General features: G+C 41.1%; 24 protein-coding genes. 9 read left to right on the plus strand and 15 right to left on the minus strand.

Going from position 1 to position 24,004, the window contains the following annotated elements; translation table 11 throughout:
• Window positions 1–166 precede the first annotated feature (166 nt).
• From P2W71_RS08045 to P2W71_RS08065, 5 genes are all read left to right on the plus strand, one after another.
• The gene (locus tag P2W71_RS08045) at window positions 167–694 is read left to right on the plus strand and encodes an RNA polymerase sigma-70 factor (protein ID WP_276369404.1); all 528 of its coding nucleotides are present in this window, start codon (window positions 167–169) and stop codon (window positions 692–694) included.
• A 22-nt stretch (window positions 695–716) separates the two neighbouring features.
• Window positions 717–1,712: a FecR family protein gene (locus P2W71_RS08050; RefSeq protein WP_276369406.1), complete on the plus strand. Its 996-nt coding sequence runs from the start codon at window positions 717–719 to the stop codon at window positions 1,710–1,712.
• Window positions 1,669–2,835, plus strand: a complete 1,167-nt coding sequence (locus tag P2W71_RS08055; protein WP_276369408.1) for a DUF4974 domain-containing protein — start codon at window positions 1,669–1,671, stop codon at window positions 2,833–2,835. Before P2W71_RS08050 ends, P2W71_RS08055 begins: the two co-directional genes overlap by 44 nt.
• Window positions 2,836–2,905: 70 nt before the next feature.
• Entirely contained in the window at window positions 2,906–3,268 is a 363-nt protein-coding gene (locus P2W71_RS08060) for a hypothetical protein (protein ID WP_276369411.1), read from the plus strand.
• A gap of 41 nt (window positions 3,269–3,309) precedes the next feature.
• Window positions 3,310–6,318 (plus strand): M43 family zinc metalloprotease, encoded by a 3,009-nt coding sequence (locus P2W71_RS08065; protein ID WP_276369413.1) that lies wholly within the window; start codon window positions 3,310–3,312, stop codon window positions 6,316–6,318.
• 23 nt (window positions 6,319–6,341) lie between these two features.
• On the opposite strand, the gene P2W71_RS08070 is transcribed toward P2W71_RS08065, so the two are convergent.
• The 4 genes from P2W71_RS08070 to P2W71_RS08085 form a co-directional block, all read right to left on the minus strand.
• Window positions 6,342–7,049, minus strand: coding sequence for a response regulator transcription factor (locus P2W71_RS08070; RefSeq protein WP_276369415.1), 708 nt, complete (start codon window positions 7,047–7,049; stop codon window positions 6,342–6,344).
• Window positions 7,046–8,128 carry a histidine kinase gene (locus P2W71_RS08075; RefSeq protein ID WP_276369417.1) on the minus strand — a complete coding sequence of 361 codons (1,083 nt, stop codon included), beginning with the start codon at window positions 8,126–8,128 and terminating at the stop codon, window positions 7,046–7,048. The genes P2W71_RS08070 and P2W71_RS08075 overlap by 4 nt, the downstream gene beginning before the upstream one ends.
• A 78-nt stretch (window positions 8,129–8,206) precedes the next feature.
• Complete coding sequence (locus P2W71_RS08080) at window positions 8,207–9,229, minus strand: galactose oxidase (protein WP_276369419.1); 1,023 nt, start codon at window positions 9,227–9,229, stop codon at window positions 8,207–8,209.
• Complete coding sequence (locus P2W71_RS08085) at window positions 9,226–10,506, minus strand: DUF4270 family protein (RefSeq protein WP_276369421.1); 1,281 nt, start codon at window positions 10,504–10,506, stop codon at window positions 9,226–9,228. The genes P2W71_RS08080 and P2W71_RS08085 overlap by 4 nt, the downstream gene beginning before the upstream one ends.
• A 231-nt stretch (window positions 10,507–10,737) precedes the next feature.
• Between P2W71_RS08085 and P2W71_RS08090 the strand changes: the two genes are divergently transcribed.
• Window positions 10,738–11,967 carry a hypothetical protein gene (locus P2W71_RS08090; protein WP_276369424.1) on the plus strand — a complete coding sequence of 410 codons (1,230 nt, stop codon included), beginning with the start codon at window positions 10,738–10,740 and terminating at the stop codon, window positions 11,965–11,967.
• A gap of 3 nt (window positions 11,968–11,970) precedes the next feature.
• Here P2W71_RS08090 and P2W71_RS08095 read toward each other — a convergent pair whose 3' ends face one another.
• The gene (locus P2W71_RS08095) at window positions 11,971–12,720 is read right to left on the minus strand and encodes a glucose 1-dehydrogenase (RefSeq protein ID WP_276369426.1); all 750 of its coding nucleotides are present in this window, start codon (window positions 12,718–12,720) and stop codon (window positions 11,971–11,973) included.
• Window positions 12,721–12,859: 139 nt separating this feature from the next.
• A complete protein-coding gene (locus P2W71_RS08100; RefSeq protein ID WP_276371720.1) occupies window positions 12,860–13,918 on the minus strand; it encodes an LLM class flavin-dependent oxidoreductase in 1,059 nt (352 codons plus the stop codon).
• A gap of 212 nt (window positions 13,919–14,130) precedes the next feature.
• Between P2W71_RS08100 and P2W71_RS08105 the strand changes: the two genes are divergently transcribed.
• Window positions 14,131–14,712, plus strand: a complete 582-nt coding sequence (locus P2W71_RS08105; RefSeq protein WP_276369428.1) for a Crp/Fnr family transcriptional regulator — start codon at window positions 14,131–14,133, stop codon at window positions 14,710–14,712.
• Between the two features lie 6 nt (window positions 14,713–14,718).
• On the opposite strand, the gene P2W71_RS08110 is transcribed toward P2W71_RS08105, so the two are convergent.
• Genes P2W71_RS08110 through P2W71_RS08120 form a run of 3 tightly spaced genes read right to left on the minus strand, consistent with a single transcriptional unit; the run spans window position 14,719 to window position 16,984 of the window.
• Entirely contained in the window at window positions 14,719–15,333 is a 615-nt protein-coding gene (locus tag P2W71_RS08110; RefSeq protein WP_276369429.1) for a trimeric intracellular cation channel family protein, read from the minus strand.
• Window positions 15,334–15,364: 31 nt separating this feature from the next.
• The gene (locus P2W71_RS08115; protein WP_276369431.1) at window positions 15,365–15,994 is read right to left on the minus strand and encodes a dienelactone hydrolase family protein; all 630 of its coding nucleotides are present in this window, start codon (window positions 15,992–15,994) and stop codon (window positions 15,365–15,367) included.
• 54 nt (window positions 15,995–16,048) lie between these two features.
• Window positions 16,049–16,984, minus strand: coding sequence for a ring-cleaving dioxygenase (locus P2W71_RS08120; RefSeq protein ID WP_276369433.1), 936 nt, complete (start codon window positions 16,982–16,984; stop codon window positions 16,049–16,051).
• Between the two features lie 212 nt (window positions 16,985–17,196).
• On the opposite strand from P2W71_RS08120, the gene P2W71_RS08125 reads away from it, so the two are divergent.
• Window positions 17,197–17,745 (plus strand): YceI family protein, encoded by a 549-nt coding sequence (locus P2W71_RS08125; protein ID WP_276369435.1) that lies wholly within the window; start codon window positions 17,197–17,199, stop codon window positions 17,743–17,745.
• A gap of 157 nt (window positions 17,746–17,902) precedes the next feature.
• Here the strand turns inward: P2W71_RS08125 and P2W71_RS08130 are convergent, their stop codons facing one another.
• The 6 genes from P2W71_RS08130 to P2W71_RS08155 form a co-directional block, all read right to left on the minus strand.
• Complete coding sequence (locus P2W71_RS08130) at window positions 17,903–18,277, minus strand: hypothetical protein (protein WP_276369438.1); 375 nt, start codon at window positions 18,275–18,277, stop codon at window positions 17,903–17,905.
• A 100-nt stretch (window positions 18,278–18,377) separates the two neighbouring features.
• The gene (locus P2W71_RS08135; RefSeq protein ID WP_276369440.1) at window positions 18,378–19,496 is read right to left on the minus strand and encodes a Gfo/Idh/MocA family oxidoreductase; all 1,119 of its coding nucleotides are present in this window, start codon (window positions 19,494–19,496) and stop codon (window positions 18,378–18,380) included.
• 265 nt (window positions 19,497–19,761) lie between these two features.
• Window positions 19,762–20,823 carry an ACR3 family arsenite efflux transporter gene (gene arsB / locus P2W71_RS08140; protein WP_276369442.1) on the minus strand — a complete coding sequence of 354 codons (1,062 nt, stop codon included), beginning with the start codon at window positions 20,821–20,823 and terminating at the stop codon, window positions 19,762–19,764.
• A gap of 3 nt (window positions 20,824–20,826) precedes the next feature.
• Complete coding sequence (locus P2W71_RS08145; RefSeq protein WP_276369444.1) at window positions 20,827–21,471, minus strand: protein-tyrosine-phosphatase; 645 nt, start codon at window positions 21,469–21,471, stop codon at window positions 20,827–20,829.
• Window positions 21,472–21,555: 84 nt separating this feature from the next.
• Window positions 21,556–22,404: an arsenite methyltransferase gene (locus tag P2W71_RS08150; RefSeq protein ID WP_276369446.1), complete on the minus strand. Its 849-nt coding sequence runs from the start codon at window positions 22,402–22,404 to the stop codon at window positions 21,556–21,558.
• Between the two features lie 62 nt (window positions 22,405–22,466).
• The gene (locus P2W71_RS08155) at window positions 22,467–22,853 is read right to left on the minus strand and encodes a metalloregulator ArsR/SmtB family transcription factor (RefSeq protein WP_346659952.1); all 387 of its coding nucleotides are present in this window, start codon (window positions 22,851–22,853) and stop codon (window positions 22,467–22,469) included.
• Window positions 22,854–23,155: 302 nt separating this feature from the next.
• On the opposite strand from P2W71_RS08155, the gene P2W71_RS08160 reads away from it, so the two are divergent.
• Complete coding sequence (locus P2W71_RS08160; RefSeq protein ID WP_276369448.1) at window positions 23,156–23,869, plus strand: carbohydrate-binding family 9-like protein; 714 nt, start codon at window positions 23,156–23,158, stop codon at window positions 23,867–23,869.
• Window positions 23,870–24,004: the final 135 nt, after the last annotated feature.

Here is a 24,004-nt window from a genome sequence, read left to right on the forward strand (position 1 = left end):
AAACAAAATGGGTTGAATTTGAGTCAGTTTGCACCCAAAGCCGGTTTGGCGCATATGTGAACAACAAATACTTTGGGGTTGAAATAGTGGTCGAGATACTTTCAGCTGTCTTAATGGTATACGATTAAAAATTATAGATTTATTTGGATAAAATCTACCGGAGTTTTTGTTAACGCACGATCGAATTATTCAGGAGATCAGAGAAGGAAATAAAGAGTCCTTTCAAAGGGTCTTTCATAAGTATTATGAAGGCCTTTGCCAGTACGCGTTTACAATTTTACGCGACATGGATGACTCGGAAGATGTTGTGCAATCCATGTTTATCAAAATTTGGGAAAAGCGTGAATCACTGATCATCACACACACCCTCAAAGGTTATTTATTCAAAGCTGTTTATCATCAGTGTGTAAATCAAATTGACCATCGCGCAGTTCGCACAAAATTTCAAGAGATTAGTCTTGTCGAAAAACCAAATGAAGTTCAGCAACCGGAAGTCTTTCCCAATGAATTGGAAGAACGCGTAATTGCTGCGATAAATACTTTGCCTCCGCAATGCCGTACGATATTTATGATGAGTCGGTATAAGGAAATGAGATACGTTGAGATTGCTAACGCACTCAACCTTTCGATAAACACCATTGAGAATCAGATGAGCAAAGCGTTGCGGATACTTCGTGAATACTTGAAAGAATAATGAACACAAACAGAGCCAATTTGTGAAAAATAAAATTGAGATAAACGATACAGTCATTGCGAAATATCTGGCGGGAGATGCGTCCCCCGAGGAGGCAATGGCTTTGGACGAATGGATACAGGATCCTGCAAATAAATTGCATTTTACGGAAATGCGAGATGCATGGAATGCAACTTTCCCTCAAAAATCATATCGATTGATTAACGTGGAAAATGCATGGTCAGCGATGTCACGAAATACAAATGGTTCGGTTTCGACAACAAAACATACAATTGCTTTTTTTTCAGCAAGGCTTTTAATTAAGATAGCGGCTTCCATCCTGATTGTGTTCACCGTGGGTTTGATTCTTTATTTTATTAAAGCTGGCGATAAAACGATTGATGTGGCCATTGAAAGCAATGATTCGTTACGACAAATAAAATTACCTGATCAATCTATTGCTATTTTAAATCGCAATAGTACCCTTGTTTATCCTCAACAGTTTTCAAAGGGCCGCCGTGAGGTTACATTGATGAACGGCGAAAGCTTCTTCAAGGTCGTTCCAGATAAATCAAAACCCTTTATTGTACATACCGGGATAGCGACCATTAAAGTTATCGGAACTGCATTCAACGTTGTTTTAAAACCGAAAACCATAGAAGTGAGTGTGGCAGAGGGCAAAGTGCTAGTCTATTCGTTGACAGATAGCGTATACCTGGAACCAGGCGCAGCGGCCACCCTCAATACCAATGACCTTACTTTTAACATGGAAGAATCTAACAGCAATGGGTGGGCTTATGCAACACATAGATTGGTTTTCAATAACACTCCGCTCCCGGAGGTATTCCGATACATTGAAAAGGCACAAAACTGTTCCATCCGTGTAGAGAATAAAGAAATCTTAAATTGTAAATTGACCGCAACTTTTGAAAGCGTTTCAACGGATTATATGCTAACTTTGATTTCCGAAGCGTTGGATCTCTCGGTAAAAAGAAATGATCACAATACATTCACGGTGGAGGGTGAAGGCTGCCATTAGTTTGGTGCTGATCTGTACTATCCATTTAGCAACCGCACAATCCGTTTCCAAAGAATCATTTCAACGCATTGTAACCCTTAAGGGAAATCAGATTTCTTTCGAAGAAGTTCTCCAGCAGCTTAGCAAGCAATCAAAGTTGTATTTCATTTATAACTCAAGCGCCATTGAACGTAAGAAATCTTTATCATTCGATGTTCACCAGCGACCCATGTATGAAGTGTTGGAGACCTTGACCGAAAGCATGCATCTTTCATTTAGAAGAGAAGGTAATTATGTTGTTGTAAAGCCGATACATGAAGCTGGAATTATTTCACCCAGGCAAAATATTCAACCGCAAAAAACACAGCCCACTAAGAAAATAACATATTCAGCTGCTGCTATGCCTCTGATCAACAGAAAAGACAGTTACAGGGAAATGGAATTTAAGCTTTCTATTCCCGGGCATCTTCTAAAAGAAAACCTGTTGAATTGTAAATCTTCATTTACTGGTATTGATTCAACATTCGTAACGAATTATTTTCCCTTAAAAATAACCAACCCTCGCCCCAGGCGGTATTTGTACTCTTCACTAGGCCTGATGATAAATGAATATTCAGGTGGTATAGAAATGCAAGTAGGACTACCATCACTTTATGCTGTATTAAACGCCGGACTTATGCGTGAAGGATATTTCCGCGCTGGCTATGGGTTGGGTACCGCGATACCGTTAAAGCCAAGGATTACCTTAAACCCCATTTATACTTATGCAACACTGAACCGGAAGGAGGACTACGTGATTGATCAAAATATCAATTTCGTGATGAAGGATGGGATAAAAGTAAAGGGACAACATCACCAAGTAAAGTTTTTAATTCAGATGCGGCCATTCAAACATATCAGGTTGCACGTTGGACCGACATTTAATTTCTTAAAAACATCTTTCGATTATCAAAAAGGACAAACCTTTTACACAGATGTTGTGATAACAAATCCGACCAATGGATCTATAGGGTACAGCGTAAATTCTTCGCAAGTCCGGATTATCCGTTCTGTTTATCCTACGCCGTCAGCCTATTCTACCTTTAAGTGGTGGGTTGGTATAGAGGCGGGGATATCTTATTCCATAAAATTTTCGGATAAGTAATGGTGGTAAGGGTTTTTTCGCCTGTCTTATAATTGAACGCCAGGCACGGCGTCATTATAAAGCTACTGCCTTGAACTCATTAACCAATTTACGAGAAGCATTTCTTGTATTCGTGATGTTGACCATCATGGCGCTTTTTAATACAGGTCAGTTGTTGGAAGCTCGACAAATAGCAGTGCGCTATACAAATTGGGAATTAACGCAACTCCTCCAACTGGATAAAAAGCAATTGGAAAGAATCCATAACATCCATGTGTTGTATGAACGCAAGTTGTCCAATGTCATGCAGAATACTCAACAATCAATGGAAGAAAAATCTTTAGCGCTGCTACGAGAAAGGAACAACTACATCATGGAAGTGCTGAATGACGATCAGCAGAAAATACTATACACATATTGTACAGACATGATCTTCTCAGAAATGGTTGAATAAAAGAGAAAGTTTAAACAATGGTTGGCGTCCATACATATTTTATGATTAGTCAAAAGTTTAACAGGGGTAGCATATGCGTTCTGATTGTTCTTCTTGGCACTTTTAATATCCATGCGCAAGACCGCTGCGGCATCGTACAGTACACACAGCTTCTTCACGAGAAAAAACTCATCCGGGAAAATGACCTTAAGTTTGAGGAGTGGCTTAGTCGAAAAAAAGCGAACATAAGCTCCCGGCTCAATGCCTCATCAACGTTCAGGATACCTGTTGTTGTGCATGTCATTCACAATGGAGAGGCAGTTGGATCCGGAACAAATATTTCGGACACACAAATTCGGTCACAGCTCCGTGTATTAAATGATGATTTCAAACGACTTAACGCGGATACTACCGAAACGCCTAATGAGTTTTCATCCCTTGCAGGTAAAATCAATATTGAATTTATACTTGCAAAACAAACACCTGCAGGTGCCGCCACCACTGGTATCGTAAGGGTGAAAGGAAGTAAAAGCCAATGGTCCATTAACGATAATGCTGTTCTGAAGTCTCAGAGTTATTGGCCAGCAGAAGACTATCTTAATATTTGGGTTACTGATATTGCTTCGACAATTCTTGGGTACGCACAGTTTCCCATTTCAGATTTACCCGGGTTAGAGGATGCAGAAAATAGCCGGCTTACCGATGGTGTTGTACTTGATTATCGTATTGTTGGCAGCAATCAGGATGGATCTTTTAACCTTACGAATAATTTTAATCGGGGTAGAACAGCAACCCACGAAATAGGCCATTTTTTTGGATTACGGCACATTTGGGGCGATGATGATGGTGCCTGTAGTGGCAGTGGTGATTATGTGCAGGATACTCCTGACCAAGCCGATAAGTCCAATGGATGCCCCTCGCATCCCCAGGTAGGTTGTAATACGAAAGTCATGTTTCAGAATTTCATGGATTATACCAATGATGTATGCATGAATCTTTACACAAAACAACAGATTGAGCGGATGCTAACGGTACTGGAAAATAGCCCAAGACGCGCGAGCTTGCTTAACTCCGAAGGCCTGTATGACCCGGCACCCGTAAACAATGATTTGGCCATCCAAGAGATTATAAGCCCCGGTGATCGTGCGTGTACTGGAATCGTTGATGCCTCCATTCGTATAAAAAACAACGGGGTAAATAAGGTTACATCAACTAAAATCAGGTTAACGGTTGATGCGTCAATAATTGAAACGAAAGATGTTTCTATTTCCTTAGATCCTCAGGAGGATACAGAAATATATTTTGAACCTTTAAGCCTGGCCGGTGGTAACCATGATATTAATTTTGAGATACTTCAGACCAACTTGAGAGATGACGAAAAATTAAATGACAATACCGAGTCAATCACAACGAAAATCCCCGACCAGATTGAAACTCCTTTTACAGAAACCTTTAACAGCTTACCATCGTCATGGGAAATTATCAACGAAGACGATGAGATGACATGGGCTATTACGCAGACAAACGCTAACGAAGTTTTGTATTTGAAGTTTTTCCAATCGGAAGGGGCGGGGGAACAAGATGTTATCATTACACCTGTTATTGATCTTTCGCAGGCTACCTCCCCATTTCTAGCTTTTGATGTAGCCTATGGCCGGTACCAAAACTATGCGGATGGGCTTGAAGTTCATGTGCTTTTAAATTGTGATGATGACTTGACAGCTAGCAGCATCGTATACGCTAAGTACGGTCGGCTCTTATCAACAGTAGCATCAACTACAGCCGCATTCTCGCCTTCGAATGAAAATCAATGGCGGCATGAAGTGATTGATCTCGCTGCTTTTATTGGAAATCCCAACGTACAGCTTGCTTTCGTCGGCATCAACGATAACGGCAATAACCTGTACCTCGACAACATCGCCGTGAAAACCGATGTATCGGAAAATATTGCATTGAAACAGGTGATGTATCCAACACCTGTGCAATGCAGAAATGAAGTGCAGCCTATATTGCGCGTACAAAATGAAGGACGTGAAAGGATCCAAAGTTTTAAAATTGAATATGCGGTGAATAATCAGTCCGCCAATACTATATCGGTTACTGAAGATTTGTCTCCGGGTTCACAAACCATTGTTACGATTCCTTCACTCACCTTGGAAGATGGGGAGCATAAACTTTCATTCAAAGTCATTTATCCCAATGGTTTTAAGGATACTGATTCTACAAATAACTTTCTGGAAGTAAGGACCATTGTGAATAATGACAAGGACAAGATTCCGCTTCGGAAAAATTTTGATGCAGGCTTGGATGAGGTTGAATGGCAAATCATTAACCCGGCTAACACGGCGAACTGGGAGACCCGGTCTACGAATTACAACAAGTCGTTATATTTTGAGGGAAATAATGATAACGGTTTGGACAGTTATTCATGGTTTGTAAGCCCCGTATTGGATTTTTCGCAAGCAGTTGCCGCAAGCTTATTCTTTGATATTTCATACCGATACAAAACCATTCAGTCAACCAAGGACTCCGCTGTCGAAGTTTTTAAAGTGCTGGCTTCCCGAGACTGCGGTAAAACATTTGACGAGATATTATTCAGTGGTACAGATAGCTCTCTGTCTGAACGCTTTGCTGAAGGAGAGAAGATCCCTATTACCACGGAGGACTGGAACCAAATTTACATCAACTTAAATCGTTTGACGGGAGAGGAAAGCATTAGAATTGCATTCGTGGTTTCAACTGGTATTTCCAATCCTGTCTATCTGGATAACATTGAATTTTTCTTGTCAGATGATCCCGCGCCGGCGGTATCGTCAACACTTTACACGTTGTATCCCAATAGAATAGTGAATGAACGGAATTTTAATGTAACTTTTAATTTGGGAAATCGCCAGACAGTAGGCTATGAGTTGGTGGACATGCTTGGAAAACAAATTGGTGCAGGTGAGTTGACCGATGTTCTCAATCAAACTTATAAAATAGACCTTGAAAACGCGAGCCAGGGAATTTACCTGGTACGTTTACGCATTGATAAGAAATATTATGTCTCTCGAATTGTGGTCAATCAATAGCACCTTTCCAAAAATTGCGCTGATCAATTTAAGCTTTTGGGATCAACCACCTTGTAAATGTTTTCCTTGAAGTGTTCACTGATCGGTACTTGGGCTTTCAAAATGGATATTCTTCCCTTTCGAATAGATGTGATTTTATTCAACGCTACAATAAACGATTTGTGTACACGTACAAATGAATTCATCGGAAGTTTTTCCTCCAACGATTTCATGCTTATTCGGGTGATCACGGGTCTTGACGCCGACAAGAGAAAGATTTTAACGTAGTCACGCAATCCTTCAATGTAGGCGATATCATTAAAATCTATCCTGACAAGGCTATACTCGGAATTTACGAACAAGTAGTTTTGTAAAGCCCCCTGCGTGGATGAAATGCTTAAGAATTTTTCGTGTGATTTATTAACGGCTTTTAGAAAGCGTTCGAATGAAACAGGTTTCAATAAGTAATCAACAACATCAAAGTTATATCCATCGAGTGCATATTTTTCGTAGGCTGTGATGAGAATCACGAGGGGAGGATTTTTTGTCAACCCTTGAAGAAACTGAATGCCGGAAAGGCCTGGCATCTGAATATCCAGGAACAAAAGATCAACAGGATGTCGCAATAAAAATTCATTTGCTTCCAAGGCATTAGAACATTTCTTCAATAGCCTTAAGAATGAGATCTTACGGATATTATCCTCAACCAAATCTAAAGCGAGGGGTTCATCATCAATAGCTAAACATGTCATGCTGCAATCAATTTTAAGTTCACAATAAACCAACCATCATTCGCATACGTTTTTAATTCGTATTCATCTTTGTATAGCAGATTAAGTCTTCTCATCACGTTTTGTAATCCAATGCCTGAGCTTGAATCCTTACTATCGTTCTGCAACGCGTTAAATTTATTTTCCACGCTAAAATTAATTCCGTAAGAAGACCCTTCCAGGCAAACTTTTATAACAGGATTCTTGATCATGCCGACACCGTGTTTAAAAGCATTTTCGACAAAGGGTATCAGCAGCATAGGCTCGATCATTAGGTCTTTTCGTACGATGCTTACATGGTAGTGTAAAGTGACCATCGACCCAAAACGAAGCCGCTGCAACTCAATGTAATTGTTCATGTAGTCGGCTTCTTGTTCCAGCGATACTTTTTTATCTGTGTGGTAAAGAGAATAACGCATGAGTTGAGATAACTGTATAATAGCAGATTCTACATGGTCGGATTTTTTTCGCGCTAATGAAGCAAGACTGTTCAAAATGTTAAACATGAAATGTGGGCTTACCTGGGAGCGCAAAAATGAAAGTTCCGATTTCAGTTTCTCGTGTTCTCGTTCTTGCAATAAATTTTCGTAAGCGGAACGATCTTGCATAAGCCTCAAAGCCAAGCTCAGCCCGAAGACCATAAAAAAATTTGGAACTCCTATAAACAAAGGAGGATTGAACGTATTAAGATGAACATAGCGCAGCCGGAAATAATAGGTTGCAATCAAATAAACAAACATTGAAAGCCCAACCAGTAAAACGTAGGGTGCCCATCCTCTTTTGCTGAGAACCTTTGGAACAAGAATGAACATGTTTGTATAGAAAAACAAAAAAAGGAGTCCATTCGATAAGAGCGATTCGGCTCTTATCATCGTTGGGTCGAATGCGATGTGATTAAAAAGTCTTTTTCCTGCGTCGCGAAGTACAATTCTTTCGGCTTTTTCACCATCAAGAAATACGTTACCCCGAGTGAGAAATCTGAATGGCAATGAAAACAAAAGCGCCCACCCACACGCATGAAGTGCGATGACGAGTATTTTATTGGCAAGCCCTTTTTTCATTGATTCTTGAGTATGATAAAAATTAAAGGATAAAAGTTTTATGTCACCCCTAATAACTTTTAACTAACAGGTTATCACCTAATAACTTTCATCATACTCCTCTTGCGGCTTAAACTCCCAAATATCATCATATCGGCTGGATGCATTTTGTCCCGTTCCGAGAAAAGCGCGTCCGTCAAGGACATATCCAACGGCCAAGCTACGCGCTGATCCTTCAAAAGTGGTTCGTTCGTCCCAGATGGAGGTAGTCGCATCAAACTCATACACAGATCCGTCGGTGGCTCCTGATGATGCGACTCCCCCAATAATGTAAGCCTTGTCGCCAATCGTGAAGGTTACTGCGTCATATCTTCTTACAGCTTCTTTAAAATCGTCATAGTAAGATTCATCATCATCGGGTGAACGTTTTGTCCAGGTAATATCTGAACCCGAAGGATCAAATTCCCAAAAATCCGTATTAAATAAACCATTATTGCGGCCAGCGCACACATACGCTTTTCCATTTACGACCATTGCCAGTCCTCCTTCAATTTTTTCACCCGGATAGCTTTTTATTTCGTTCCATGAATTGGCTGCCGGATCATATTCCCAGAAATCGCTGTTGTATGCGTCCCCATCATATCCGGTTCCAACATAGCCTTTCGAACCCATTGCAAAACCAATTGCGTTGTATCTCGCGGTTCCACCAAAATCTGCTACTTGCGTCCAAGTATTGGCCTCCGGATCGTATTCCCAGAAATCGCCCAGCTCTTCTTTGTCGGCATCTCGGTTATAACCCAGTCCTACATAGCCCTTGCCGTTGATGCTAAAGGCAATGGCGCGTTCTCTGGGTTGCCCAGGAAAACTTTCCCTGGCTTCCCAAAAACCAGACGTTACATCCATCACATAAAAATCAGATAGATAATCATCACCATCGTAACCCAGCCCGACAAACGCGTTGGTGCCGATCGTGAAAACACTAGCGCCTGAGCGTGGTCTGCCTTTAAATGGTGTTGTTTTCGTCCAGTTTCCAAGAGTAGGTTCGTCTTCGTTGTCGTCCGAGCAGGAACTGACTGTGCAACAAAATATAATTAATGAAAAAAGTATTTTGGATTTGATCATAACTCATTGTTTATAGTAGCGAAATAGATTAGCAATCGTGTTTTATATTCATAACTAGGAGCAGCCGCATAAATTCGTTCCGCCGATACGGGGAAAGTATTTTTATCGGTTGTAAAAACAAGAGCGTTCTCATTGAGTTGTTCCAGCGCCATTTGTTCCTTCACAAATTCCGTTGCATCGAATGCATAATGCGTGTACCGTCCTAGATCGATATCATTGATCAGATAGGCAGGGGTTTCACTTTCAAAGTATATCGCGTTTCGTTTGTCTGCCTTAAAGACAATTAACTCCGTGGGCAATGGAGCCGCGGTATTGAATGACTTTCGAACGGGGTATATTTCAAGTAAAGCGCGGGTGGGATAGAAGTTGTTAAGCTGTTTTAGGTTACGCAGATACGGTATATCTATACGCAATGCTAAACCGCCGCCAGCCTGGAGATAGGCGATGTCATTCGTTGTGGCTGAACTTAATTTACCTTTGGTAATAGGTATTTCGGCCAAGAGCGTATTTGTCCGGTCGCAAGAGATGTTAGTGAAAAAAGTGTTATTACCATTCTCCACGTTAAACTCAATATGCATTTCGGCCATTGGCGTAACACGTTTGTTCCAATAATGAAGTTTTAGTTTTGGATTGGTAGCTAAACCGAGGATGGACGCTGATGTTGCTGTATCAGGAATGATCGCTAACCCATGTAGGTACTTTAGAAAAGTGGTGCCGTCCATATCATCACCATTGATGATTTTTTCAAATATTTCTTTGCCGAGTACATCCGACAATTTTATCTCCAATGAATCATTGTGTGGGCGTGGTTTGAAAGTAATAGTACCCAATGGTGTGTCTTCGATTTCAAAACTGTCTGAGCTGTAGAAATAGCCCTCGTCGGTTTTGATAGGTTCGATGACCCGGTGTACATTGAGCGACAGCGGTAATAACGTATCGTAATATGAATAATGATCAAGTGGGAGGACGATCGAGAGATAGTTATAAATTACATCTTCCTTTTCCAGGTCAGGACTCCCCGTTGGCGTAACTTGAAAGTAAGGCGACGCGGTAAACTTACCCAGGTTTTTGTCATGGTTCGTTCCAAGCAACATCCGGCTTGTTCCGCTGGTAACCATTTCTTCCATCTGTATGGTTGAAAGATTAACGGTGGAAGAGTCGATAAAAGAAAAATCCAAGGCGCCATCTGTAAAAAAGTCGGATCCGATTTCAGTTGAGGAGGATTCACATGAACAGATCACGATACCCCCGAATATCAATGCGAATAATTTTTTCATGCGTCTTCAAATGAAAAGCAAACAATATCATTTAGAAACTAATATCGACCATGCCCATAAATCCATAGGCAACACGGGCTAGAAAGGCAACATCGTGAAATGATGATATGGAATTGCTTATTTTTTGGCTTGTCTTGATAACGATCCGTTGTGCCGCGATATTCAACGCTATCGTCGCTGATCCTTTCTAATAAAAGTCCGAGCTTCTATTTTTCCGATTCATTTATAATTATGAAGTTCTTATTAACTGTTTTCTTTTTCAGTTGCGGGATTGCCGTATCGGGCCAGAATATTTTTAATTCTCCTTACTCCGTTTATGGATTGGGAATTATGAATTCACGACTGTCGACGCTTAACAGAGGAATGGGAGGAACCGGTATTGCTGTTCGCGATGGATACAATTTAAATTATGTCAATCCTGCTTCCTACGGATCGATTGTATCGCCAGTAAGTAGCATTTTTGAAATGGGATTTTATATTGAGCATAGCAGCTATAATACAAATGAATTGTCTGAATCAAAAACGAATGGCAGCCTTACGAATATGAACTATTGGTTTAAATTTTCGCCAAAATGGTCTTCTACGGTTGGACTCTCACCGTTTAGCAGTGTCTCGTACAAAATAAATTCGACACGCACCCTGGGAAGCGTTCAAAATATTGATTATACCTATGAAGGAAATGGCAATATATCGCAGGTATATTGGGGAAATGCTTTTAGCATCTTAAAAAACCTATCATTTGGATTGAATATCTCATACCTTTTTGGAACTGTTTCTAAAACCGAATCGATTGACATTTTAAGTCAAGCCAGCTCACTTGTTTTTGAGAATAAAATAAACACGAACAAAATAAATCTGGATGCTGGAATGCAGTACGTCATTCCTTTCAAGAAAAACAGATCCCTTGTTGTTGGAATTGTAGGGGATAATGGGATAGATTTCAAAGCTTCCCAGAAAAATTATTTGTACGACGGGTCTGCGGATACCTTGGCGACGTCAACAGGCAAAAGTTTGAAATATAAACTGCCCGCTTCAGTGGGAATAGGTCTTGCGTTGCATTCAACACGATCGATTATTGCTAGCGATTTGAAATTTGAAAGTTGGGGTTCACTAGACTTCCATGAGGTTGATGTAGAGGCGCACGATACATGGAAATTTTCTGCCGGATATTTATACAGGGGAAATCCAGATGCAACCCACTATTTGGGTGCAGTCTCGCTCCGCGCTGGAGTTCACCTGCAAAATTATCATCTCCAAATTAAAGAAAACTCATTTTCATGGTGGGGGTTCACAGCGGGTGCTTCAATGCCCATGTTCGATAACCGGTCATCAATCAACATCACTTATTCTTTCGACCAGCTTGGTACGTTGACAAACGGACTAATACTTCAGCGTTCCCATCAGTTTATGGTTGATGTCGTGATCAGGGACCTTTGGGGAGGAAAACGTAAGTTTGACTAAGATTTATTGTGCAAGGTATCCTCCATCAACGGGATAATAAGAACCGGTAACAAAAGAGGATTTGTCTGAGCCCAGCCACAATATTAATTCAGCCACTTCTTCTGATTCGCCTAATCTGCCAATTGGGTGCAATCCAACAAGGGATTTCAAGGTTGCTTCGTCCAGCGCATTTGTGATTAATGGCGTCTTGATGTAACCCGGGCCGATAGAATTAATCCTGATTTTCTTGTCGGCATATTCCAGGGCAGCTGTTTTTGTTAAGCCTACTACGCCATGCTTGGCTGCAACATAAGCGGGCGAGAATTTCGTTCCTGCCATCCCTAAAATGGATGCTACGTTAATTATGCTGCCACCCTTGGGTAACATCGCTGGGATTTGATAGCGTAATCCATAAAACACTCCCGATAAATTAATATCGATTACTTTTTGCCAGCCATCGATCGGATATTCGCCCGTAGGTCCCAACGGTCCGCCTATACCAGCATTATTTACCGCGATATCGAGGGATCCAAATGTTTTTAGAGTTTGTTCGACCAGATTCTTATTGTCTTCTGATTTAGAACTATCGGATTTGATGAATATTGCTTTCCCATTTTTCGATTTGATTGCTTCGGCTGTATCGTTTCCATTTTTTTCATTGATGTCTGAAACAACTACGCTGGCTCCTTCTTGCGCGAAAAGCATGGCCGCAGCCTGACCAATGCCAGACCCGGATCCTGTGATAATGGCTACTTTATTTTGAAGTGTTTTCATGTTGGAAAGTGTTGAAGTGTTGAAGTTCGATGTGTTGCAGTTGGGGTACTGAAATCGTTAAGCTAATAGCCGAGCTTTTGGTCTGCTAAAAGTTGATTTAAGGTAACCTCTTACTACTAAGCTAAAAGAAAGCAAAGTGTTACGAGCTCACTTCTTTTTTTTCTGTCTTGGACACCGCTGTTGCTTTTCGTACAGCCGGAGCTACCTTAGTTCCGAACAATTCGATAGACTTAAGAATTTTATCATGCGGCATCAAGCCTACACTCATTTGGGCAAGGAATCTCGTGTTGTTAAAAAGACTGTGTTCATATAAAATCTTGTCAACTACTTCGTCAACGCTTCCTACCACCAAAGAACCAGTGGGCGATCGCATAGCATCAAAATCCATTCTTCGAAGGTGTCCCCAGCCTCTTTCTCTTCCGATACGATTCATCATTACCGAATAGGCGGGATAAAATTCGTCTCCTGCTTGTTGTGAGGTTTCAGCAACATAAACATGCGAGTTTATACCCAGGGGCAAGTCTCCATGTCCGGCTTTATTGGCAGTATCGCGATATAGATTGATGAATGGAACAAACTTGTCGGGGTATCCTCCGATAATAGCCAATGCCATTGGCAGCCCTAATGAGCCAGCTCTTATTGCCGATTGTGGCGTGCCACCGACTGCCTGCCAAATAGGAAGGGCTTGTTGAATTGGTCTTGGATATACGCCAAGGTTCATAATGGATGACCGATGCTTTCCTTTCCATGATGTAATTTCGTTTTGATTAACCTTCAACAGGAGCTCTAACTTTTCGGCAAATAACTCATCATATTGATTCAAATCATAGCCGAACAAGGGAAAGGATTCGATAAATGAACCCCGACCTACCATGATTTCAGCCCGACCGGAGGACAGTAGATCAACCGTTGCAAAGTTTTGAAATACCCGCACGGGATCATCCGAACTCAAAACAGTCACTGCACTGGAAAGCTTGATATTTTTTGTGAGTGCTGCGGCAGCTCCAAGTACTACGGCGGGCGCAGAAATTGCATAGTCAGGCCGATGATGTTCGCCTACAGCAAACACATCGAGGCCCAGTTGGTCCGCCAGTTGAATCTCTTCCAATAGCTGTTGCATGCGTTTGTGTGCATTCACTGCTTTTCCGGAAACCTTATCTGGTTGCATATCCGCAAAGGTGTAGAGTCCAAGTTCCATCATTATTTTTTTATTGTGTGAGAATATTAAAAGTAAATTAGTATGCGTCTCTATTGGTCATGCGCTTTAATACGGACGGCGCCATTCAAAGTTGGTTAATGCCACACCGTTTCTCGTTGAAGTAGGTTAAGAAATTGACAATTGTTTGTCTCGGTAGGGCTAGGTAGGTAAGGGAGCGTTTAAAATCATTACTTTCGAATAAATTCGTTGACATGAATACAGATTTGATATTGAGCAATGTTGCCAAACATATAACGTTGAACGACCATGAGAAAAAGTTCTTTCTCTCATTATTGTTACCACAAACCTTAAAAAGGAAAACGCTATTCCTGCAGCAAGGCGAAGTGTGTAAAAATTCCGCTTTTGTAATCGATGGCGCTTTACGAAGTTTTTCAGTCGATAAAGAAGGAAAGGAACATATTTTAAATTTTGCGACGCAAGGATGGTGGATGTCTGATTTGTATAGTTTGATTTCAAAGAAACCAAGCACATTAAACATTGAAGCAATTGACGATACCGATGTTTTTATTTTATCAGGAACCGACCAGCAGCTGCTTTATGAAAAAGTACCGAAGTTTGAACGTTTCTTTCGGATTCTGATTGAGAATGCATTGGTAGCCAATCAACAACGACTGATCGACAATTTAAGTCTTCCTGCGGAAGAGCGCTACCTCCAATTTTTGAAAAAATATCCCATCATACCATCCTGCGTTCCCCAGCATAACATTGCATCCTATCTTGGAATCACGCCGGAATTCTTAAGTAAAATTCGGGCGAGGTTGGCAAAAAAATAGAACGCCTTAACCACCCTTTCGAAAATTCGGTAATGCCAGTTTATATTTTACAGCAAGCAGCCGGAATATAAAAATCAATACAATGGATACGATAAGATTGATGTTACGATCGACACCAATTCTGAAAAGGATCAAGTATAAAATTGCACCAGCCAGGCACGCGGTGGCATATATTTCTTTACGAAAAAGCACTGGCGTTTCATTCGTCAAAACATCCCGGATTACACCACCCATGATGGCGGAAAACATCCCCATAATTGCTGCAACTTCCGGATGTACACCAAGGCGAAGGGCCTTTTCTACGCCCAGTATGGTGAAGAACGAAATTCCCAATGTATCAAAGAATAGAAAGGTTCTTTTCAGTCCCACCAGGTATCTATAGAAAAAATACGCCACCAGTACGCCAGCGAAAATTGCGTACACAAAATAAATGTCTCCTATCCATACCAGTGGATAACTCCCAAGCATGATGTCACGCAACGTTCCCCCTCCAATCGCGGTGACAAATCCCATAAAGCTTGCACCAAACAAGTCATCGTGATGATCTTGAATGGCTAATGCACCGGAGATAGCGAAGAAAAAAGTACCGAGCAATTCCAGCGCGTATTGAAAATTGGTCATCTTATTTTTAAAAGAGTAATATAGTTTTCTTTTAAATATCCTTCCCTGAAAAAACCAATTTATTCGCCAGTTCGATTTCGTCTTCGTTTATGGTGTGCCCCATATTTTGATACACCTTTTCCGTAACGGAGGCATTCATCTTTTTTAATAACAGGGTTGTTTCATTTACACGCTCCACGGGAACATGAGGATCAGGGTTGCTTGTTCCTATGAAAATTGGTGTACCTTGAAAATCTCCCGTATATGTATCTGTAAAAACTTTATCGCCAATTAATCCACCGGTAAAGGCGACGGCGCCTCCCCACTTTGTTGCGTGCCGCGCAATGTATTCTAACGCAAGACATGCTCCTTGCGAAAATCCGAGAAAGTAAATATTTTCTTTGATAATTCCCGCATTGTTAATGTCGTGTACCAACTCCGTTATAAGGTCGATAGCGGAGGACAACCATGGCTCATTTTGTTTTCGTGGCACCAGGAAAGAATATGGGTACCAGGTATGATTGGTCGCCTGAGGCGCGAGCACGGCGAACTCATCGAGGCGAAGATGTGGTTTAAGTCTTAGAATATCTTCGGCAGATGCGCCGCGCCCGTGCAGCATGATCAAAGCCTTTTTAGCATCGTCAAGCTTTTTCCCGGTAAACACAATTTCTTTTTGATGCATTATGCTGTGGTGTAATGGGTTATTCTATCAAAAGTTACTTTACTGCTATCGCCCTCAAGCGAGCGAAGGCAAGACTGCCTCTATTTGCTTGCGGGCACTTTCGTATTGAGCCGGAAGTTTTAAACTCATGCCTAATTCACTTACCGGTTCATCAATGGAGAACCCTGGGTTATCGGTGGCCAATTCGAACAGGACACCACCGGGTTCGCGGAAATAAAGAGAAAAGAAGTAGTTACGATCAATTTTGTCAGTAATGTTCAATCCACTTGCAAGAACCTTTTTTCTGAAGGCCATCAACACCTCTTCATTTTTCACGCGAAAGGCCACGTGATGAATGGTGCCTCCGCCATTTCCTGTTCTTTTTTGAGCTGGGTCTTCAACCAAATCAACAATAGAGCCATTGTCGACGGCGGTCGTGATATACCGGTAGCGTTGTCCTTCCTGGCCATAAAATTTGTAATCGAAAATATCCGTTAAGACGCGCGCAGTTTCTTTCACATTTGCTAATGTTAACGTGATGCTGTGAAAACCTTTTGTCGCAACATTTGCTTTAACTTCATCAGTCTCCCAGCCCTGGCGGTTATCGGGAGTCTTGGGAACGATCAACGTTAATGGAAGTCCATCGGGATCTTCAAACGAAATATACTCCTCATTGAATCGTGTACCCGCATCATTCACTCTAACATAATATTCATTGAACCTCCGAGTCCAGAATTCAAGACTTTTGTCGGGAACTGAATATCCGATTTCCGTAGCCATTCCCGAACCTTGTTTACCTCTGGGTATCCCTTCCCACGGGAAAAATGTAAGGATCGTTCCAGGCGAACCCACTTCGTCACCAAAATAAAAGTGATATGTCTTTGGATCATCAAAGTTGACTGTTTTCTTGATGAACCGTAGTCCTAAAACTTTGGTGTAAAAATCATAGTTGCGTTTTGCATATCCCGCTATTGCGGTAATGTGATGTATTCCTAAAACCTTGTTGTCCATGACTTATTTTTTTGTGTATACAAAGTTAGATATCTCATATCGGCAATTTCTTGAACTAGATTAATATCGTTATGATTGGTCATATGCTTGCAGTACCCTCTTCCGCACATATCGATTACTAATACTGTGCCGATCGCCGTTCTTAATCTAGTTCAACGTTTACGCAACTTGGCACATGTACCTTTGTATTGTTATCAAAAAAAACACATAATATGGAAACGGCAACAATAACTAAAACAAAATGGACCTTAGATCCAACACATAGTGAAGTCGGATTTAAAGTAAAACACATGATGATCACCAATGTATCCGGATCATTTGAGAAGTTTGATGTAAAAGTAGAAACAACGGGAGTAGATTTTACGACTGCAAAAATTGAATTTACTGCGGACGTTAACTCTATTACAACTGCAAATGCGGATAGGGATAATCATTTAAAGTCGGGAGATTTTTTCGATGCCGCGACTTATCCTGACTTGAAATTTGTCTCAACAAAACTTGAGAAGAAGGATGATGAGAACTATGTACTTCATGGTAATCTTACCATACGTGACGTAACCAAGCCGGCACAATTCGATGTTGAATTTGGTGGTATTGGCAAAGACCCTTGGGGAAACGAAAAGGCTGGCTTTACGGTATCAGGAAAAATAAACCGTACGAATTTTAAACTTAACTGGAATGCGGCCCTTGAAACGGGTGGGGTACTGGTAGGCGAAGAAGTGAGATTTCAGGCAGAGATTCAGCTGGTGAAGCAGGCTTAAGAAATAGGCGGGGACTCAAGTCTGGGATGCGAATATGCACGGACTTATCCTTGAACTTCATTCTGCCGATATCATCATAGCGCTTTAAAAATCCCTGAAACAAAAAAACACGATCTAATGAATCGTGTTTTTTTTAGGGGATGTCTAACGAATGTTATTACTTTTCCTTTTCGGCCTGAAGGTCCGATAATTTGTATTCCTTTTTGGTTTTAAAGTCGTACACAATTCCTGTCACGACGTCAAGTTCAATATCTAATTCAGGATCGAAAAGTTTTCCGGTTGCGGGCGTATATTCCAGTCCTGAGGCATGATCGTACATGCTGAGATTGTAATTTCCAGTAGGCATATTATCAGTATTGGCTTCTGGGTTGGCATTAGGCATGGTCCAGTTTGTGGATGCCCGTTGTTGCTTATTCTTGTTATAAATTTCAAGTTTACCTAAAAAAGCTTCTAGCCTTTTATCATTGTCGTCATTGGAATATCCTGCTGCACTTACCAATGTCAGAAGGATCACGAAATACAAGCGCTTCATAAGCCCTACAGGTTTTAATCTATAACAAGATAACAAATAAGGATCAAAAGTGGATCAAGGAATTCCCTGATTTTCTTGAATCAGGGAATCAATGGCTGAATTAGGCTTTCAAATCCTCTTTTTTACCAGTTTTTACAGCCTTATAGATGGCGTCCATAATTTTTAAATCCCGTACCCCTTCTTCGCCGTCCACGGGTACTACCGGCTTTTTGCCTTGCAAAATGATAGCGGCCATTTCGTCCATTTGTATAGTCTGATGGGTATTGTGTGGCTGTGTCAATTCGCCCAGGTGCGTGCGGCCCTTAATCGGTCCGTAGCCTGTGGAAGGCTGCATCTCCGCAAAGCCTTTATCGCCATTCAAGAAAAATCGATCGAGATTATTCATGGTGTAAGTGGACAAGCACGATGCAATTGCTCCCCCTGGGAATCCCATTTGAAAGGTGATGGTTTCATCAACCCCTTCCTTAAATTTCTCAGGATTGGTTTTAACCTCCTGCGCGGTAACCCAACTAGGCTCTTCACCTATCATATAGCGTGCCCCGTTAACGGCGTAGATTCCAATGTCCATCATTGATCCGCCACCCGCAAGTTCTTTGTTTAAACGCCATTGATTTGGATCGCCAATTCTAAAACCAGTTAGTCCCTGAAAGAATAATACTTTTCCGAATTCGCCCGCATTGCGCAGTCTGATAATTTCCAGGGTTTTCGGCTCAAAATGCATTCTATATCCGACGAGAAATTTCACATTTGCTTTTTTGCACGCGTCCACCATGGCTTGCCCTTCTGCTGCATTTAATGCAATAGGTTTCTCGCAGATAACGTGTTTACCTGCTTGCGCTACACGAATAACCTGCGGTTTATGAAGTGCGTTGGGCGTAATAACATAGACGGCATCAATGTCTTTGTTGTCTTTGATCTTATCGAAGTTCTCGTAGTTGTAACAGTTCTTTTCGGGAATGTTATACTTGGCTTGCCAGTCTTTGACTTTAGAAGGTGTACCACTAATGACACCGACCAGCTTTGCCATTTTACAGGATTGCATCGCTTCGGCCACGCGTGTACCGTAACTACCCAAACCGCATATGGCTACGCGAAGGACAGGACCTTGATAAGGTGTTTCTTTTGCTTCATCTGTACTGGCCAAACTAAGAGAGGGTACAAAAGGCAATGTAAATGCTGACGCTGAAAGTTTTTGTAAGAAGTCACGACGGGTGTTCATAGGATAGTTTTTTTAATAGGTAATTGGGTAAATCTCAAGCTAAAGTAGCAATACTTTTTTTTCTTTGACACACCTAAATCCTAAAGGAGATTATATTATGTAAATGGCTGGGGAGTTGTTTCAGATTTTTCCCATACGGTTTCGCAGCATATTGCTTGAGGCTAACATATTGGGGCGTGATGAAATGTCTCTAAGCTTAAAAATTGCGTCTCTTAAAATGTTACTCTAATACATTTACATCTTGCAAGTCCTAATCCCTTTCTGGTCATTTGATGAAACTTTTGCTTGATTTTAAGTATAGCCTATCCTTAAACCAGAATGCAAGATTGACAAGTAAGATTAAAGCGGGTACTTCGATCAACGGTCCGACCACACCCGCAAAGGCCTGACCTGAGTTAATTCCAAAGACGCCAATAGCCACCGCGATAGCTAGTTCAAAATTATTTCCTGTAGCGGTGAATGACACCGATGTGTTTTCTTCATAGCTGGCTCCCAGCTTTTTCGACAACACAAAGCTTAAAATGAACATCAACACGAAGTAGATTACAAGAGGTATAGCAATTCTTATTACATCCATTGGGATTTCTAATATCATTTTACCTTTGAAGCTGAACATGATGACAATTGTATAGAGTAATGCAATCAATGTTATAGGACTGATCTTCGGAATTATGTTATTCACATACCATTCTTCACCTTTTGCTTTCAGGAAAAAATACCGCGTTAAAAATCCTGCTATAAAGGGAATCCCGAGGTAAAGAAAGACACTTTCTGCAACGTCACTCATACTAACATTTACCACAGACCCTTCAATTCCAAAATAGGGGGGGAGTACTGTAATGAATAACCATGCGAATAAACTATAAAATAGTACTTGGAAGATACTGTTCAACGCAACCAAACCCGCCGCATATTCCTTATCACCTTTTGCAAGATCATTCCATACGAGAACCATTGCAATGCAGCGTGCAATTCCTATAAGGATCAACCCAACCATGTATTCAGGCTTGTCGTGCAAAAAAATTATTGCAAGCATAAACATCAGCAGAGGACCAATAATCCAATTCAAGAGAAGAGAAAGGGTGATGACTTTCACATTTTTGAAAACTTTTCCTAAATGCTCGTATTTGACTTTTGCTAATGGTGGAAACATCATCACGATGAGTCCCATAGCAATCGGAATGTTTGTCGTTCCAACGTTGAATCCATTCAAGAATCCTTCAATACCTGGAAGTACGTTTCCCAGAACAACGCCAACGATCATGGCCAAGAAAATCCATAACGTCAGATACTGATCAAGAAAACTCAATTTTTTAGCCTGGCTCATAGCTCATCCGTTAACTTGTGAAAATGCAAAAAGGATTTCTTTGCCGATTTCCATTACACGTTCGGAGTATTTGGCAGCTTCCTGTGGTGTGCCATCAAAATCTTTTGGATCATTGTATGGCAATGAAATTCGCTTTTCCATTCCAAAAACGACCGGACAGTTTTCATCTGCATGCGAGCAGGTCATGATAGCAGCGAATCCTTTTTTTGGATTAGTTGCAGCATCATATTTTTTTGAGTAGGCAATGACTTCATTTGCTACATCCGAAAATTGAACTTCATATACAGGATTATCTCCCGTTGTGGTCGCATTGATTTTGAAACCAGCATCTTTCATAGCCTTAACGGCGCGTGGGTTAAAAGCCGTCGCTTCGGTTCCGCCAGAGTAACTTACCAGATTACCAACGCCATAGTAGGCGGCTGCGGTCTGCGCCCATAATTGGGAAATATGACTACGCCTGGAATTATGTGTGCAAATAAAAATCAATTCGATTTTTTGATTGCTTTTCTGCTTTCCCTTTATAAAATCGGTCAATTGTTTAAGTATTACTTTACGATCATCGGGAATGGTATCAAACTGGTTTATTAAAGTGTTGATGGTGTTTTCTAATGGTTTGTAAAATTCTGCTTTTGGAAGTTGAGGGGGCATAGGATATAATGTTAAAATTAGGTTTTGGATAGCGGTTAGATAGCCCATGCGTTATGAGCTATCTTTTAGGAATGCTACTTGTATCTAGTCACAACATCCGGGTGCGCAACATCCAGCTGGTTTTTCAGCGTAAACAGTCACACTAAAAATCCCTGTTTTACCTGTAGTAAAATCCTGGATTTGCTGTGGTGATAAATAATCTTTTAGAATTTCTTCGGGGAGCGTAATTCGTTTTTCCTTCTGGACAATGATGTTGGCAAATCCTGCCTCTCGGATGATGGATAAGTATTCGTCCTTTTGAATAGCACCAGACACACAACCTGCATACATCTCCGCGCTCTTCTGCAAACCCTCCGGCAATTCGCCCACAAGAACGATATCGGATACACTAAAGTGACCTCCCTTTTTTAACACACGAAATGTTTCGGCAAAAGCTTGCTTTTTATCGGGTACCAGGTTTAGTACACAGTTACTCACCACGACATCGGCGACGTTGGACGCCAACGGTAAATTCTCAATGTCGCCTTTTCGGAACTCAACATTCTTATATCCTAACTTATCAGCGTTGAGTCTTGCTTTCTCAAGCATTTTGTCGGTAAAGTCAATGCCGATAACTTTTCCTTGGCTGCCTGTTATTGAACGCGCTACAAAACAATCATTTCCCGCACCCGATCCCAGGTCAACAACTGTATCTCCTGCTTTTATTTGTGCAAATGCTGTAGGCAGGCCACAGCCGAGTCCCAGGTCGGCATCTGCAACATATCCTTCCAATGGGGTGTAATCATCTGCCATTACTTTGAAGTCCACTGTTGCGCACCCACCGGTTGCACCACAGCAGCTGGATTCATTCAATTCCTTTTCTTGCTCAGCGATCTTGCTGTATTTCTCCTTAACAATTTCTTTGAGTGCTTCACCTGTCGCCGTCGGTTTCATATTTTATTTTTTAGGTTAATGTATTATCGTAATATTACGTTATCATAAAGCAAAAAAAACGACTAGCAACAGTCATTCTTTCTGACATACTTCGAAAACATGTTAATGAATATCTCCTTTGCATCTTCCCAGACATTTTCGTCGATGCAATAATTTACCTTCGGACCTTCAACTTCCCCTTTGATAATTCCTATCTGCTTTAACTCTTTCAAATGTTGTGTAATGGTAGATTGAGAAAGTGGCAGAACATCCACCAAATCGTTACAAATACAAGTTTTATTATCCAGAATGTATTCTAGTATCGCTACACGTGCGGGATGGTCAAATGCTTTTGCCAAAGTTGCAATCTTGTTTTGGCGTTTCTTAAATAATTCGGACTTGGTGATTCCCATAGTATTGCTATAATGCAATATTACGATAAAAGGTTCGGAAATTGAAAAAAAAATCATTTTTAGCTTTCCAATAGAAAATTAGGCCACGATAGTGACTAGTTCCAGAGTCCTGGAATACTATTTCAGAATGATATAGGGCCTTAATGGTGTGTATTCCGCAGGTTCCATTTTGCTTACAAATAATCTGGTTTGACAATATTAAAAAGGATACTGTCATTCATTAGCCGATATGCGTTATTTCGGTTCGTATGATGGTTGCTTTAAATTCTTGCCCAAGCCAGGCTCTAAGTGAAAATATTATTAAAAATTACAACAACAATTCAAGCAAAATTTTAAATTCAGCATTGTTAAAACAAAAGATGATGCAAAGATTTTTCCTGGTGCTATGGATGGTGGTCGCGTTTAAGATTGGTCTTTCACAACAAAGTGCCGGAACCATCACTGCAAAATATACAGACGATTTCAATTTAAGCGGCGAGGGTAAAAATAGCGCGTGGGAAAAAACGGCGTGGATACCAATGACTGCGTCGGAAGCGAATGAGGCAAGAAAAACGGGTGTCAAGGTGCTGTATTCGAAAACCGGAATTTATTTCTTGTTCAATAATGAAGATGAAGTTTTAACAGCTTCAAAAACTGCTGATTTTGAAAGGCTCTGGCTTGAAGATGTGGCCGAAGTTTTCCTTTGGACGGATACGACCTCGACGGTTTATTTTGAATATGAAATCTCTCCACTGAATTACGAGTTGCCCATACTTATTCCGAATTTTGATGGCAATTTTTTGGGCTGGCGTCCGTGGGAGTATGAGGGGGAGCGAAAAACCAGGCACATGACGAGCGTGGACGGGGGAGCTAAGAAAACCGGGAGCAAGATTAAAGCGTGGTACGCCGAATTCTTTATTCCGTATGCATTGATGAGTCCATTAAAAAATGTTCCTCCAAAGAAAGGGACAGTATGGAAAGTAAACATGTATCGCGTAGATCATGATCATAACAAAAAAGTAAATTGGTTTTGGAAGAAACCGGAAACAAATTTCCATCAGTTTACAAAATTCGGAAAGCTCGTCTTTGAATAAAAATTAAACAGATGGGCGTTTTCACCTTTTTGTAATCTTATTGTTGAAGAAAGCGCCGTAGATCCTACTGGGTAACTCAGAAGCACGAAACATGCACACATCCTAACGAGTCTTAATGCACAGGGCACGCTAAAC

The organism is Chryseolinea sp. H1M3-3 (genome assembly GCF_029360725.1).
GTDB lineage: Bacteria > Bacteroidota > Bacteroidia > Cytophagales > Cyclobacteriaceae > Chryseolinea.